This window comes from Caulobacter sp. GW821-FHT09B11 (assembly GCF_059418205.1).
The window spans coordinates 1-13,042 of the sequence record NZ_JBWKPK010000033.1 but is presented as its reverse complement, the minus strand read 5'-3'; the positions used below and the strand labels follow the sequence as shown (position 1 = coordinate 13,042).

The window sequence follows — 13,042 nt, the reverse complement described above, 5'->3', positions numbered from 1 at the left end:
ATAGGACCTGCTTCATGAGCCAACGCCCCCTCGGCCGCTCCGGCCTCTCGATCGCCCCGCTGGTGTTCGGCGGCAACGTCTTCGGCTGGACGGCCGACGAGACGACGTCGCACCGGCTGCTCGACGCCTTCGTCGACGGCGGCTTCGACGCGGTCGATACGGCCGACGTCTATTCGGCCTGGGTTCCGGGGCACGAGGGCGGCGAGTCCGAGGCGACGATCGGCCGCTGGCTGGCGGCCGGCGGAAAGCGCGACCGCATCAAGATCCTGACCAAGGTGGCCAAGTGGCCCAAGCGCCCCGGCCTTTCGGCCGCCAACATCGTCGCGGCGCTGGAAGACTCGCTGCGCCGGCTGAACACCGACTATGTAGACCTCTACCAGTCGCACGAGGACGACGCGGCCACGCCCCTCGACGAGACGCTGGAGGCCTTCGACCGGCTGGTGAAGGCCGGCAAGGTGCGGGCGATCGGAGCCTCGAACTTCACGCCCGAGCGCCTGGAGGCCTCGCTGAAGACCTCGGCCGACAAGGGGCTGGTCCGCTACGAGTCGATCCAGCCGAAGTTCAATCTCTACGACCGCGACGAGGTCGAGGGGCCGCTGGCGGACCTCACGACCCGGGAAGGCGTCGGGATCATCCCGTTCTACGGCCTGGCCGCAGGCTTCCTGACCGGCAAGTACCGCAGCGAGGCCGACCTCGAAGGGCGCGCGCGCGGGCGGACGGTGAAGGGCTATCTGAACGACAAGGGCTTGCGCATCCTGGCCGCGCTGGATCAGGCGGCCGAGGCGACCGGCGCCAGCCCCGCCCAGATCGCCCTGGCCTGGATCGTCGCCCACCCGGCCATCACCGCCCCGATCGCCAGCGCCACCAGCGTCGAGCAACTGGAGGAGCTGCTGGCCGGCGCCCGCCTGACCCTGCCGCCCGAGGTGATCGCGGCGCTGGACGCGGCAGGGCGGTAGTCGAACAGGGGCATTCGACGGGGGGCAGTCGACAGGACCGTGCGGCGGGGCTACAGCTTGTTGAGATCAATTCTTAACTGAGGCCCCGCCATGACCGAGCGCAATGTCCACCAGATCGCCGACTGGAACGGGCGCACCGGCGAGCGCTGGGTCGCCAACCAGGCCCGGCTCGACCGGATGCTCGACGCCTATGGCCGGGCGGCGGTCGCCGCCGCCGCGCCGGCGTCGGGCGAGCAGGTGCTCGACATAGGCTGCGGCGCGGGGGCGGGCAGCCTGGCGCTGGCGGCCCTGGTCGGGGCCAAGGGCGGCGTGCTGGGCGTCGATGTTTCCGAACCGCTGGTCGCGCGGGCCCGCGAGCTGGGCGAGGACCGGCCGAACGCCCGGTTCCAGGTGGCCGACGCCAGCCGGGCGCTGCTGCCGGTGGCGCAGTTCGACCTGCTGTTCTCGCGGTTCGGGGTGATGTTCTTCGACGATCCGGCGCAGGCCTTCACCCACATGCGCCGGGCGCTGAAGCCGAACGGTCGGCTGGCCTTCGTCTGCTGGCGCGGGGCGGGCGAGAACGACTGGGTGCGCCTGCCGCTGAAGGCCATCGCCCCGATCGTCGGCCCGCCGGCCGCGCCGCCGCCCGAGGCTCCGGGACCGTTCTCGTTCGGCGACCGGGCGCGGGTGGAGCGGATCCTGGGCGAAGCCGGCTTCGTGGATGTGGCGCTGACGCCGGCCGACCATCGGATCGTCTTCGGCGAAGGCCAGACGCGCGAGGCGGCGATCGTCGATGCGGTGGACCTGGCCTTCCAGGTCGGCCCGCTGACCCGCGCCCTGGCCGACCAGGCCAAGGCGGTGGTGGAAGAAGCCAAGATCGCGGTGCGCGAAGCCTTCGCGGCCAAGGCCGAAGAACGGTCGGTGGTGATCGACGGCGCGGGCTGGATCGTCACCGCCCGCAACGGCGAGGCCTAGGTAAAATCCGGGAGGAGGGGGCGCTCCCGCCGCGAGGCGCTCTCCCGAGCGTCCCCCTCCGTCCCTTCGGCGTCGCACCCGGCAGTGCGACGCAAGCCTCCCGCTCCAGAGTTCGGGAGGAAACTTTTCTCAGGCGATCAGCCGGCCGTCGAGGCTGGCCAGCCGCAGGCGCGGGGCCTCGGCGTTGTTGGGGCCGAGCGCCTGGATCCGGCGGACGCCCAGTTCGTAGGCCGGACGGCCCATCAGGCGCTGCATCATGGCGATCGGCTGGTAGAGGCCCAGGAACCGGTCGACCTCGCCGCCGGCGCCGGTCATCGGGGCCAGCAGCACCTCCATGCCGACCGAGGCGACGCCGTGGGCGCGGATGTCGGCGGTGATGACGACGGGCTCGGCCCGGCGGCGGGCGACCTCCAGGGCCGACTTCACCTCCAGCCGGTGCGACAGCGCCCAGAGCGACAGCGAGTCTTCGCCGCGCAGGTCGCGGGCGTGCAGGTCGGCCACGAAGCCGCCGGTCAGGCGGAATGGATAGCGGCCGCCCGAGCGTCCCAGGATGAAGACCTGGGCCAGAATATCGAGGAAATCGCCCGGATCGACATCGGCGCGCGCCGGCATGCGCGCGGCGCCGGCCTGGGTTCGCCAATAGTCTATCAACCGTTCCGTGCTTGGATGGAACATCGTCGTCCCCTGGCGGGTCCACTTCGCGGTCCAGATCGACCGCATGGGGCTTGCTAGGAGAACCGGGCCAGGGGCCCCGTCGTATCGTCTTGGCACAGAGTCGAGGCGCGGCGGGTCCATGGCGCGCTTCTTGCTGGTGAACCGGCTGGAAGACGCACGCTGTGTGAAGGGGAGACGCCATGACGGCGCCGAAACTGACCGTGTCCAAGCTGTGGATCGCCATCGGGGCGGCCATGGCCGGACTCTTCGTGGGCGGCGTCGCCTACGCCCAGTGCAACAGCGGCTGCACGACCACGCCTCCAAGCTGCTGCACCCCGCCGCCGGCGCCCCCGCGCCCGCCCAAGCCGCCGAGCGGCTGCAACGGCGGCTGCAACGGCGGCGGAGGCGGCAAGACCTCGGTCAATGTGAACGTCAACGTCAACGCCAGCGCTTCGGCCACCGCCTCGGCCGGCAGCAGCGCCGGGGCCGGCGCGGGCGCCAGCTCGACCGTCTATTACGGCGGCGGCGCGCACGGCGGCTACTATTCGGGCCCGCAGCCCACCGGCTATATCGACGGCCTCAACGTGATCGGCGGCGAGACCGCCCGCCGCACGGCCTATGAAGCCACCCGCACCAAGTTCAAGCGCGTCGTCGTCCGCGCCGTCTGCCTGGACGACAAGGACATCCCGCACCCGGCCTCGCAGGTCACGCCCGACCGCGACATCGACGACCTCTATGACGGCGAGCTCTATCGCTGCATCGCCGGCAGCCGCATGCAGTACGTGATCGGCGAGTACGACAGCACGATCGACGTCAGCACCGGCGGCCGCGGCGCCCAGACCTACATCTGCCAGAAGAACGAGGCGCTCTATCACACGCCCGGTATTCGCGGCGGCCAAGGCGGCGAGGGCGGGACCCTGGTCTGCCGTCCGCAGCGCCCGGCCCGCGACTGCAACGAGCGCTCGCTGCTGCGCCGCTACGGCGCCGGCGTGAAGATCCTGACCATCCTGACCACCGAGACCTACACCGCCTATCGTGAGGAGACGGTGCGTGAGACGCGGTCGTCGGGCATGAGCCTCAGCCTTGATGGCGGCGTCGGCGGGGTGGTCTACTGATCGCCTGACGCGGTTCGAAACGACAAAGGCCTCCGTTCGAAAGAGCGGAGGCCTTTTTCTTTTCTCCTCACCCGCTTGCGGGGGAGGGGGGACCGCGAAGCGGTGGAGGGGGCGAGACTGGGCTCGGCGCTCTGTCCCTCGGCCCCTCCGTCACGCTGCGTATCCGCAGCGCGCCACCTCCCCCGTTGCACGGGGGAGGAGCAAGGTGGGCGGAAGCTGAAAACGGCCCCCCTCCGGCCCTTCGGGCCACCTCCCCCAGAGGGGGAGGATCACTTCTCCGGCTTGACCTCGAAGGTCCAGCTCTTGTCGTCGGACAGGAAGGCGCGGGCGGCTTTCTGGACGTCGGCGGCGGAGACGCGTTGCAGGCCGGCGATCACCGAGCGGGTGGCGTCGAGCAGGCGCGGGTCGGTCTGTGCGCCCGAGAGCGCGCCCAGCCAGTACTCGTTGGTCTCGCGGGCCTTTTCCAGCTGGTCGATGCGCGGCAGCTTGGCGCGTTCCAGCTCGTCGGCGCCGACAGGCTTGTCGCGCAGGTCGGCGGCGATCTTGCGGACGCTGGCCACCACCTGGTCGAGCTTTTCCGGCGGGACCTCGACCGACAGGCCCAGATACCCCCAGCCGGGGAAGGTGGCGTTGGCCGTGGCCGAGACCGAGGGCGAATAGGTCGCGCCCTGCTTTTCGCGCAGTTCGTCGATCAGCCGCAACTGCATCACCTGGGCCAGGACCTGGATGTTGCGCGAGCGCTGCAGGTCGCTGAACAGGTCGTCGGTCTTCCAGGCCATGAACAGCAGGCCCTGGTCGGCGCGGCCCTTGTGGGTGCGGATCACCGGGGTCTTGGACGGGGCGGGGAAGCCGATCTGCTTGGCCTCCGCCGGGGCGGCCGCGCCGCTGCGGACGGGCAGGGCCCCGAAGGTCTCGGCCACGGCGGCGACGGCCTTGTCGACCGTGGTGTCGCCGACGACGACCACCTCGATCTGGCCGCTCGACAGCGGGCCGCCGACGGCGGCCTTCAGCTGGTCGATCGAGCCGGCGGCGATGTCCTGGCGGCTGGGGAAGGTCCAGCGGCCGTCGTTCGGGTGCATCAGCCCGGCCAGGTCGCGGCCGACGACGCCGCTGTTGGTGCGCTCGAGCTGGTCGTGGATCGTGCCGTAATAGGTCTTGATGCGGTTGAAGGCCTCTGACCGCCAGCCGGCGTCGGAGGCATAGGCCGCCAGAACCTGCATCTCGGTCGACAAGTCCTCGGGACGGGTGCGGCCGCTGAGCACGAAGGCGTCGTCCTCGACGCCCAAGCCCGCGTTCCAGACCTTGCCGGTCAGCACCTGCTCCATGTCCTGGGCGGTGATCTGCTTGAGGCCGCCCTCGATCATCGACGAGGCCGACCACAGCGGGCTCTGGCCGGCCTTCGACAGGTCGAGCAGGCCGTTGCCGATGCGGGCCTTCACCAGGATCTGGTCGTCGCGGAACTTGGTCGGCTTGACCGTCAGGCGCACGCCGTTCTCGAAGCGGACGAAGACGGTGTCGAGGTCGGCAACGTCCTTCTGCTCCACCGGCTTGCCGGTCGGACCGAACACCGCATAGGGCCAGGTCGTGGCCACCGGCGCGGCCGGCGGGGCGACCGGCGTCTTGGTCGAGTCCGTATAGGCGGCGGTGACCGTGGCCTCGCCGCCCTCGATGGCGGTCGGGGTCGGCAGCACGATCAGCGGACCCTGGCCGGCGAACAGCGCGCGCACGGCGGTCGAGACCGCGTCGGCCTTGAGGTCCTTGGTCAGGGCCTCGAAGGCGGCGAGGTTCTGCGAGGGGCTGGTCACCACCTCGCGGTCGCCCAGGCTGCCGACGATGGCGCCGGCCAGGGCCGGGGTGCGCTGGGTGGCCTCGCCGGCGGCGGCGGCGGTGTAGCCCGCGCGCATGGCGGTGATCTCGCGGTCGAGCTCGTCCTGGCGCACGCCGAACTGCACGAGGCGGCGCTGTTCCTGGTCGAGCACCTGCAGGGCGGTCTTCCAGTCGCCCGGCTTCACCTGGGCGAACAGGCCGTTGATCTGGACGGCGTGGTACTGGTCGTTGCGCAGGGCGCCGGCCGAGATGAACGGCGGGGTCTCGCCGCGGGCCAGGGCGCGCAGGCGGCGGTTCAGCACCGCCATGCCCAGGGATTCCAGCATGTATTCGCGGTCGGTGGCCTTGGTCTCGATCCGCTGGTCGGCCGGTTGCGCCCAGCCGATCTGCACAGACTCGCCCGAGCCCGGCTCGACGATGACCTTGGCGGTCAGGCCGCGCTGGGCCACCGCGCCCAGGTCGGGACGCTTGCCCGGCTCGCCCACGGCCTTCCAGTCGCCGAAGCGGGCCTTGATCTTGGCCTCCATGGCGTCGAGGTCGAAGTCGCCGACGGCCACGAACACCGCGTTCTCGGGCCGGTACCAGGCCTGGTAGAAGTCGCGGATGCGCTGGGCCGGGGCGGTGGAGATGACGTCGGTCGTGCCGATCGGCAGGCGCTCGGGCGGGCGCTGGCCTTGCAGGTTGAAGGCGAAGCCCTGCTTGAAGACGCGGTAGCCGGGGGTGTCGCGGGTGCGCTCCTCCGACAGCACCACGCCGCGCTCGCGGTCGACGGCGGCGGGGTCGATGGTCAGCTCGCCGGCCGCCTCGCGCAGCAGCATCATGGCGTCGTCGACCGTGCCGTCGTCGGTCTTGGGCAGGTCGAGGGTGTAGGTCGTCTCGTCGAAGCTGGTCGAGGCGTTGGTGTCGGCCCCGAAGGCCAGGCCCCGGCGCTCGAGGATCTTGACCATCTCGCCTTCGGGCACGTTCTTCGAACCGTTGAAGGCCATGTGCTCGAGGAAGTGGGCCAGGCCCTGCTGGTCGTCGGCCTCCATCAGCGAGCCGGCGTCGAACCACAGCCGAAGCGCCGCCTGGCCGGGCGGGGTGGCGTTCTTGCGCAGGGCGTAACGCACGCCGTTGGGCAGCACGCCGAAGCGGATGGCCGGATCGACGGCGACGTCGGAGATCTCGTGCGGCCACTGGCCGGGCTTGAGGTCGGAGAACTGCGGACCCGAGGTCTTGGCCGGTGCGACCGGCGCCGTGGGCGCGGCCGGCGCGGCGGCGGCGGGCGCCGAGGTCGGGGCGGTGGCCTTCTTGCTCGAACCGGGCAGAACTGAAGGCAGGGTGGAGCAGGCGGTGAGCGCCAGGCCGGCGGAGACGACGAGCGCCAGGCGCGAGACGGATATCATGGCTACCGATCGATTGCGGAAGATGTCGAAGCTCAACTTGGGCGGCGCGCGTGGCGCAAGCAAGGCCGTGCGGCGGCGGATTGGGCCGGGGCGACTTCCAGTTTGCAACATCGGGCCGCAAGCCTGTGGGAAACTCGCGCGCCTGGACTTGCGCAAGGCGCGGCCGCATCCCACTCCGTAGGAAGGCCGGGCGTCCGGCGGCGAGGGAGCAGCGAAATGCGTCGATGGCTTGCGGGCGTTGCGGCCCCCCTGGCGATTTGGGCGGTGCTGGCGGGCGCGCCGGCGATGGTCCAGGCCCAGGTCCGGGCCGAGGGCAAGCCGGCGGCGGTCGCGCAGGTCCAGGACGTCGCCCTGGCCGCCCGTATCGACGCCGTCCTCGACCGCGCCGTGGCCGAACAGCGGCTGGTTGGCGCGGTGGCGCTGGTCGCCCGTGACGGCAAGCTCGTCTACCACCGGGCCGTGGGCCTGGCCGACCGCGAGGCGGCCGCGCCGATGCGCGAAGACGCCGTGTTCCGCCTGGCTTCGGTGACCAAGCCGTTCGTCAGCGTGGCGATCATGCGGCTGGTCGAGGAGGGCAAGCTGTCGCTGGCCGATCCGGTGACCAAATGGCTGCCCGACTTCAAGCCGGCCCTGGCCGACGGCTCCACGCCGACCATCACCATCGGCCAGCTGCTCGACCACACGGCGGGCCTGACCTACGGTCTGTCGGAGACGGCCGAGCACCCGTATCACAAGCTGGGCGTCTCGGACGGGCTCGACATCTCGGGCCTGAGCCTGGACGAGAACGTCGCCCGCATCGGCAAGGGGCCGCTGGCCTTCGCGCCGGGCAGCGCCTGGCGCTATTCCCTGGCCATCGACGTGCTGGGGCTGGTGGCCGAGAAGGCCGACGGCCATCCGCTGCCGCAGGTGGTCGAGCGCACCGTTACCGGGCCGCTGGGCCTGAAGGACGCCGGCTTCCAGGCCGCCGACCCGGCCCGCCTGGCCACCCCCTACGCCAACGCCAGCCCGGCTCCCACCCGGATGACCGATAACCAGGACGTCTCTCTGGGCGCCACCGCCGTGCGCATGGCCCCCAGCCGCGCCACCGACCCGGCGGCCTTCCCCTCGGGCGGGGCGGGGATGGTCGGCACGGCCGGCGACGTGCTGGCCCTGCTGGAGGCCGTGCGCACCGGCGGCGGGCCGGTGCTCAAGCCGGCCAGCGTGAAGCTGATGACCACCGACCAGGCGGGGATCAAGGCCGCCACCCAAGGCCCCGGCTGGGGCTTCGGCTACGGCTGGGCCGTGCTCGACGATCCGGCCGTGGCCAAGACCCCGCAAGGCGTCGGCACGCTGGCCTGGGGCGGGGTCTATGGCCACAACTGGTTCGTCGATCCCAAGGCGAAGCTGACCGTGGTGCTGCTGACCAACACCGCCTTCGAAGGCATGAACGGCCAGGTGACGCGCGAACTGCGGGACGCGGTCTACGGGCAATAAGGTCCTTCTCCCCTTGCGGGAGAAGGTGGCGGCCGAAGGCCGTCGGATGAGGGGTCTCTCAGATGTGAGACGCTCCACCCGGCCTGACCGCCGCACGCGGCTTTGAGGTCTGAGAGACCCCTCACCCGACCTGCTTCGCAGGCCACCCTCTCCCGCAAGGGGAGAGGGAACGGGTTTATGGCCCCGCGCTTTCGCTGCGAGTTGATCGAAGGAGAGCGGAGCGCCCGGGCGACGCCCGAAGGTGCTTTGTGTTGTTACCGTTTCGACGAAGCCGTGCGCTCCGCGCGGTCGTTTGGCTGCCGGCTTCCCAGGCGGCGGCGCTCTATCCCCCTCAGCTCAACCCAACATCCGTAAAGTCCCCGCGAAAGCGGGGACCCAGGCTTTTTCTGAAACGCGCGGCGCTCGACGATAAAACACCTGGGTCCCCGCTTTCGCGGGGATTTTACGGGGGAGGGGCCGAGCCCAGTCTCGCCCCCTCCGTCGCGCTGCGTATCCGCAGCGCGCCACCTCCCCCGCTAAAGCGAAGGAGGAGCAGAGAGGCGTCAGTTCCGGATGTAGAACGCCGCGTTGTTGCCCGTGGCGCTGGCCGCGCCCGTCACCGAGCGGGCCGAGCCCGTGACGCTGGTGGTCGAGCGGGCCGAGACGTCGGCGCTGTTGGACTGGGTGTTGGAGACGCTCATCGAGCCGCCGCACTGGCTGCATACATAGCCGGTGACCGAGTTGCCGGCCGCCGTGGCGCTGGCGCCGATGTCGTAGCCGGTGTCGCCGGCGGCGCTGGCGATCACTTCCACCCCGCCGCCGTCGTTGGTCTGGATGTTGTCGAGCACGAGGGCCGCGCCGGTGTTGCCGACCACGGCGTTGTTGCCCACGCCGTTGGCGCTGGCCTGGGCCGAGCCGTAGAGATACGAGCTGGTTTCGGCCTGCGAGCGCACATAGGCGGTGTTGTACTGGTGGTTGGCCACGTCCAGCAGCGGGCCGGTGTTGCTGGCCGACAGGTCGTTGGCGACGGCGGTGGTCGCCGTGCTGGTCAGGTAGCTGTTGCCGTAGGCGGTGAACTTGCTGGCCTGGACGAGGTCGGAGGTGTTGCCCTGGTCGGCGATCACCCGGGCGGCCGACTGGTTGTAGCCGCCGACCGCGATGCTGTTGCCCGCCGCCGCGCCGGCCACGGTGGACGCGCCGCTGACGTACTGGACGATCGCCCCGCCGTCGGCCAGGACGTCGCCGGAATTGGCCTGGCTGATGCGGGCCCCGGCCGAACCGTTGTCGAGATAGACGCCTTGGGCGTTGCCCATCGCCTGGGTGGCCATGGTCAGGTCGCCGGCCTGGGCGGTCTCGCCCTCGACCTGGCCGCGGGCGGTGACCGCGCCGCTGTTCGTCTGGACCGTGAAGCCGGAATAGGTCGCCTCGGTCATGTCGACCGAGCCGTTGTTGCCGGTCGCCACGGTGGTGACGTCGCTGGACGCGCCCATCGACCCCGAGGCGTTGACCACGCCGTGGCCGTAGACCGAGCCGGAGTTCACCTGGTTCGAGGTGGCGCTGACGTCGGCGCGCTCGCCGCCGATGCCGACGCTGTTGCCGGCGGCGGTGGTCGTGGCGCTGACGCCCTCCTCGACGGTGACGACGTTGAGGGTCTGCTCGGTGAAGACCTCGCCCAGATTGACCTGGTTGTTGAGAACCTGGCCTTGGGCGAAGGCGACGCTAGTAGCGACCGCGACGCACAGAGGGATCGCTGCGATCGTTCCAGCGAGACGGATCTTCGCGGGTCTGCGCATTGTTGGTTCCCAGGTTGTTGTAGGCGGGCGTGTAGGCGCCCGTGACGCCGACGGTGTCGGCGCCGAACGGATCCGACTGCAGGCAGCTCTGGGGACCGGGCATGCCGTAGAGATTGGCGCTCATCTCGACGACCGAGCGCTCGATCAGCGAGCGCACGGCCAGCTGCACCGGCTCCAGCGCGCCCTTGCCGCCCGACAGGTCGAAGACGTTGTTGTTGGCGAAGGCGAAGATGCCGGCGCTGACTTCGCGGCCGATCACCTGCTTCTGGTAGGAGATGACGTCTTCCACCACCAGGGTGCGGCTGTTGATCAGGCGCAGGTCCATGGCGATGTTCATCACGAACAGGCGGCGCTTGAAGTTGGCCTTCAGGCCGTCGCTGTCGAGATCGCCGCCGTAGAGGTCGGCGCCCGCCGAATGGATGTTGTAGTTCAGCTCGGTGACGCCGCCGACGAGATAGAAGTCCGAGCCCGCGACCTGGCCGGCGACGATCTTGCGATAGTCGGCCGGGGCGTCCGGCGTCGGGGCCGGGCGGTCGGAGATCAGCTTGTTGTTGGCGTACTTCAGTTCGAGCTCGGAGACCGAGGTGTCGAAGCGCTCGACCATCGGCATGCCGGCCTTGGCGAAGGCGGTCATGGCCATCAGCGAGGCGCCCTGGGTGACCTTGCGGCCCGAACCGTCGGACTCTTCCTTGCCGGTGTAGTCGGCGATGCGGCCCACGGCGATGCGCGGGGCGGCGACGCGGTTCTGCCGGGCGTAGCTGGCCAGGCAGTTCAGCGCCGTCGAATAGGGGGTCGGGTTGGCCGTGACGGGCGCGGTGCCGATCGGGCGGGCGTAGTTGCCCGCGTCCAGGCGCTTGGGCACGCCGCCGCCGCAGGCGCTTAGCGCCGAGCAGGCCGCGGCCACCAGCAGGAGGATCCGCTTAGTTGCCATTGGAGACACCGCCGTTGGTCGATGCGCCGGCGCTGATGTTGCCGTTGTTGACCTGCTTGGAGTTGACGATCACGACGTTGTTGCTGCCCTGGGTGATGACCGTCAGGTTGTTGCCGATCGCGGTCGAGCCGGCGTAGCCGCCCAGGCTGCCGACGCCCGAATAGCTGTCGAGCGAGCCCGATGAACTGCGGCTCGAATAGACGCTCTGGTCGGCGCCGGTCAGCATGACGCCGTCGACGATGACGCGGTTGCCGTTGGCGTCGCGGGTCGAATAGTCGACGATCTGGTTTTCCTGCCCCGCGGTTCGGCCGTAGCCGGCGTTGTACGAGGCCGAATTGGTGCTGACGCTCTGGGCGAAGGCCGGAACGCTGGCCCCGATCAGGACACCGGCGACGGCGAGAGCCGCGCCGCAGGCCCGGACGAGGGGCTTTTTGTTCTTATTTGAGGCCATGACGGGCTCCGAGACTGTCTGCCAGGGGATCGCAAGCAACCCCCGTGCCAAAACCGGACACGCCAATCCTAGGCGCCAAGGTATCCAGAATTGGTTAAACGCGCACCGCGCGGCGGTTGGGGCGGCCAATCGGACGCGGCTTCGTCCCTTGGACGTCTTCCGCCATTGATCCGGGCGCGGGATTGCGAGACCCTCGTTCTCCAAGAACCATAAGGGAGGATTGAGCTTTGCTGGTGTCTCAGATCCTGAAGGACAAGGGCGACCTGGTGTTCACCGCCTCGCCCCAGGAAACCGTCGGCGCGGCGGCCGCCCTGCTGCACGCCCGCAAGGTCGGGGCGATGGTGGTGCTGGAGGCCGACGAAAGCATCGCCGGCATACTGTCGGAGCGCGACATCGTGCGGCAGATCGCCAAGGAGGGGGCCGGCGCCCTCACCAAGCCGATCTCGGCCTGCATGACCCGCGACGTGATCTTCGCTCAGCCGGACGAGACCATCGAGGCCCTGCTGGCCAAGATGACCGACCGGCGCATCCGCCACCTGCCGGTGGCCAAGGGCGGTCGGCTGGTCGGGATCATCTCGATCGGCGACCTGGTGAAGTACAAGATCCAGGAGACCCAGGCCGAGGCCGACGGCCTGAAGGCCTACATCGCCGCCGGCTGAGGCCGGGGAGACGAGGGGCGCTCTCTCTTCTATAGGGAGCGCCTCATATAAGAGCGCCCCTACATATGGAGAGGGGCGTCAGCCGATCAGCTCGGCGCCCGTGCCCGACACCGCGTCGGCCAGGGTGTAGCCCTCGAGCACGGCGGCGGTGGCGTCGCGCGCCCGCAGCAGGGCCTCGCGCAGGGCGCAGGTCGCCAGGTCGCTGCAGTCCTCGCAGCGGCGGAAGGCGGTGCGGCTGACGCAGGGGGCCAGGGCCAGCGGCCCGTCGACCAGGCGGATGACCTCGGCGAAGTTTATCTCTGCGGCGGGGCGGGCCAGCAGGTAGCCGCCGAACTTGCCGCGACGGCTGGTCACCAGCTTGTGGCGGGCCAGGCCCAGCAGGATGGCTTCCAGGAACTTGCGGGGCGCGTCGGCGCGCAGGGCCAGTTCGCCGGCCGTGACCTGCTCTTCGGCGCGCGCCAGTTCGATCATCGCGCGCAGGGCGTAGCGCGCCTTCTGGGACAACATCGACGACCCCTCTTCTTATATGGGCGCTCTCTATAGATGGAGCGCGCCGGGCGGGTCAGCCGCGCGCACCTGACCCTGCGCGCTCTATGAAGCCAGGGCGGGCCGGCGCGCAAGCTGTTCCGTTCACGGTTCCATGCACAGATCCGCCCACAGCTAAGGGCGCGGGGGCGGCGGAATCGGCTTGCGGCCGGGCGGGGGCCCTCGTAGAAGCCGCACCTCGCCGCGGGGGACGCCTTCGCAGCTTCGGAAATGAAGGTTTCGACTTGCATTTTCGGCGCTGGATCGCTAAGTTCCGCGGCCTCAATCGACTCGGGCAGCTGGATTGCCGACGACCTTTAGGTCTTCGGGAGGGAGCGCT

The 13,042-nt window shown here is 70.2% G+C and carries 11 protein-coding genes; 5 read left to right on the top strand and 6 right to left on the bottom strand.

Annotated features, from left to right (window positions below):
* The first annotated feature begins 14 nt into the window (after nucleotides 1-14).
* Together AC07N1_RS20860 and AC07N1_RS20855 are read left to right on the top strand one after the other, a co-directional pair.
* Nucleotides 15-956 carry an aldo/keto reductase gene (locus AC07N1_RS20860; RefSeq protein ID WP_494673536.1) on the top strand — a complete coding sequence of 314 codons (942 nt, stop codon included), beginning with the start codon at nucleotides 15-17 and terminating at the stop codon, nucleotides 954-956.
* A gap of 90 nt (nucleotides 957-1,046) precedes the next feature.
* The gene (locus AC07N1_RS20855; RefSeq protein WP_494673535.1) at nucleotides 1,047-1,910 is read left to right on the top strand and encodes a class I SAM-dependent methyltransferase; all 864 of its coding nucleotides are present in this window, start codon (nucleotides 1,047-1,049) and stop codon (nucleotides 1,908-1,910) included.
* A 129-nt stretch (nucleotides 1,911-2,039) separates the two neighbouring features.
* On the opposite strand, the gene AC07N1_RS20850 is transcribed toward AC07N1_RS20855, so the two are convergent.
* Nucleotides 2,040-2,585, bottom strand: coding sequence for a PAS domain-containing protein (locus AC07N1_RS20850; RefSeq protein ID WP_494673534.1), 546 nt, complete (start codon nucleotides 2,583-2,585; stop codon nucleotides 2,040-2,042).
* A gap of 179 nt (nucleotides 2,586-2,764) precedes the next feature.
* Here AC07N1_RS20850 and AC07N1_RS20845 point away from each other — a divergent pair, with 179 nt between their 5' ends.
* A complete protein-coding gene (locus AC07N1_RS20845) occupies nucleotides 2,765-3,679 on the top strand; it encodes a hypothetical protein (RefSeq protein ID WP_494673533.1) in 915 nt (304 codons plus the stop codon).
* Between the two features lie 269 nt (nucleotides 3,680-3,948).
* Here AC07N1_RS20845 and AC07N1_RS20840 read toward each other — a convergent pair whose 3' ends face one another.
* Nucleotides 3,949-6,891: a M16 family metallopeptidase gene (locus AC07N1_RS20840; protein ID WP_494673532.1), complete on the bottom strand. Its 2,943-nt coding sequence runs from the start codon at nucleotides 6,889-6,891 to the stop codon at nucleotides 3,949-3,951.
* 216 nt (nucleotides 6,892-7,107) lie between these two features.
* On the opposite strand from AC07N1_RS20840, the gene AC07N1_RS20835 reads away from it, so the two are divergent.
* Entirely contained in the window at nucleotides 7,108-8,364 is a 1,257-nt protein-coding gene (locus AC07N1_RS20835) for a serine hydrolase domain-containing protein (RefSeq protein ID WP_494673531.1), read from the top strand.
* 542 nt (nucleotides 8,365-8,906) lie between these two features.
* Here the strand turns inward: AC07N1_RS20835 and hfaD are convergent.
* The 3 genes from hfaD to hfaA are packed head-to-tail and all read right to left on the bottom strand — an operon-like array spanning nucleotide 8,907 to nucleotide 11,518.
* Nucleotides 8,907-10,136, bottom strand: a complete 1,230-nt coding sequence (gene hfaD / locus AC07N1_RS20830; RefSeq protein WP_494673530.1) for a holdfast anchor protein HfaD — start codon at nucleotides 10,134-10,136, stop codon at nucleotides 8,907-8,909.
* A complete protein-coding gene (gene hfaB / locus AC07N1_RS20825; RefSeq protein ID WP_110120657.1) occupies nucleotides 10,063-11,067 on the bottom strand; it encodes a holdfast anchoring protein HfaB in 1,005 nt (334 codons plus the stop codon). The genes hfaD and hfaB overlap by 74 nt, the downstream gene beginning before the upstream one ends.
* A complete protein-coding gene (gene hfaA / locus AC07N1_RS20820) occupies nucleotides 11,057-11,518 on the bottom strand; it encodes a holdfast anchoring protein HfaA (RefSeq protein WP_494673529.1) in 462 nt (153 codons plus the stop codon). Before hfaA ends, hfaB begins: the two co-directional genes overlap by 11 nt.
* A gap of 227 nt (nucleotides 11,519-11,745) precedes the next feature.
* Here hfaA and AC07N1_RS20815 point away from each other — a divergent pair, with 227 nt between their 5' ends.
* Complete coding sequence (locus AC07N1_RS20815; RefSeq protein WP_110120655.1) at nucleotides 11,746-12,177, top strand: CBS domain-containing protein; 432 nt, start codon at nucleotides 11,746-11,748, stop codon at nucleotides 12,175-12,177.
* Between the two features lie 78 nt (nucleotides 12,178-12,255).
* Here AC07N1_RS20815 and AC07N1_RS20810 read toward each other — a convergent pair whose 3' ends face one another.
* Nucleotides 12,256-12,684 (bottom strand): RrF2 family transcriptional regulator, encoded by a 429-nt coding sequence (locus AC07N1_RS20810; RefSeq protein ID WP_494673528.1) that lies wholly within the window; start codon nucleotides 12,682-12,684, stop codon nucleotides 12,256-12,258.
* Between the last annotated feature and the right edge of the window lie 358 nt (nucleotides 12,685-13,042).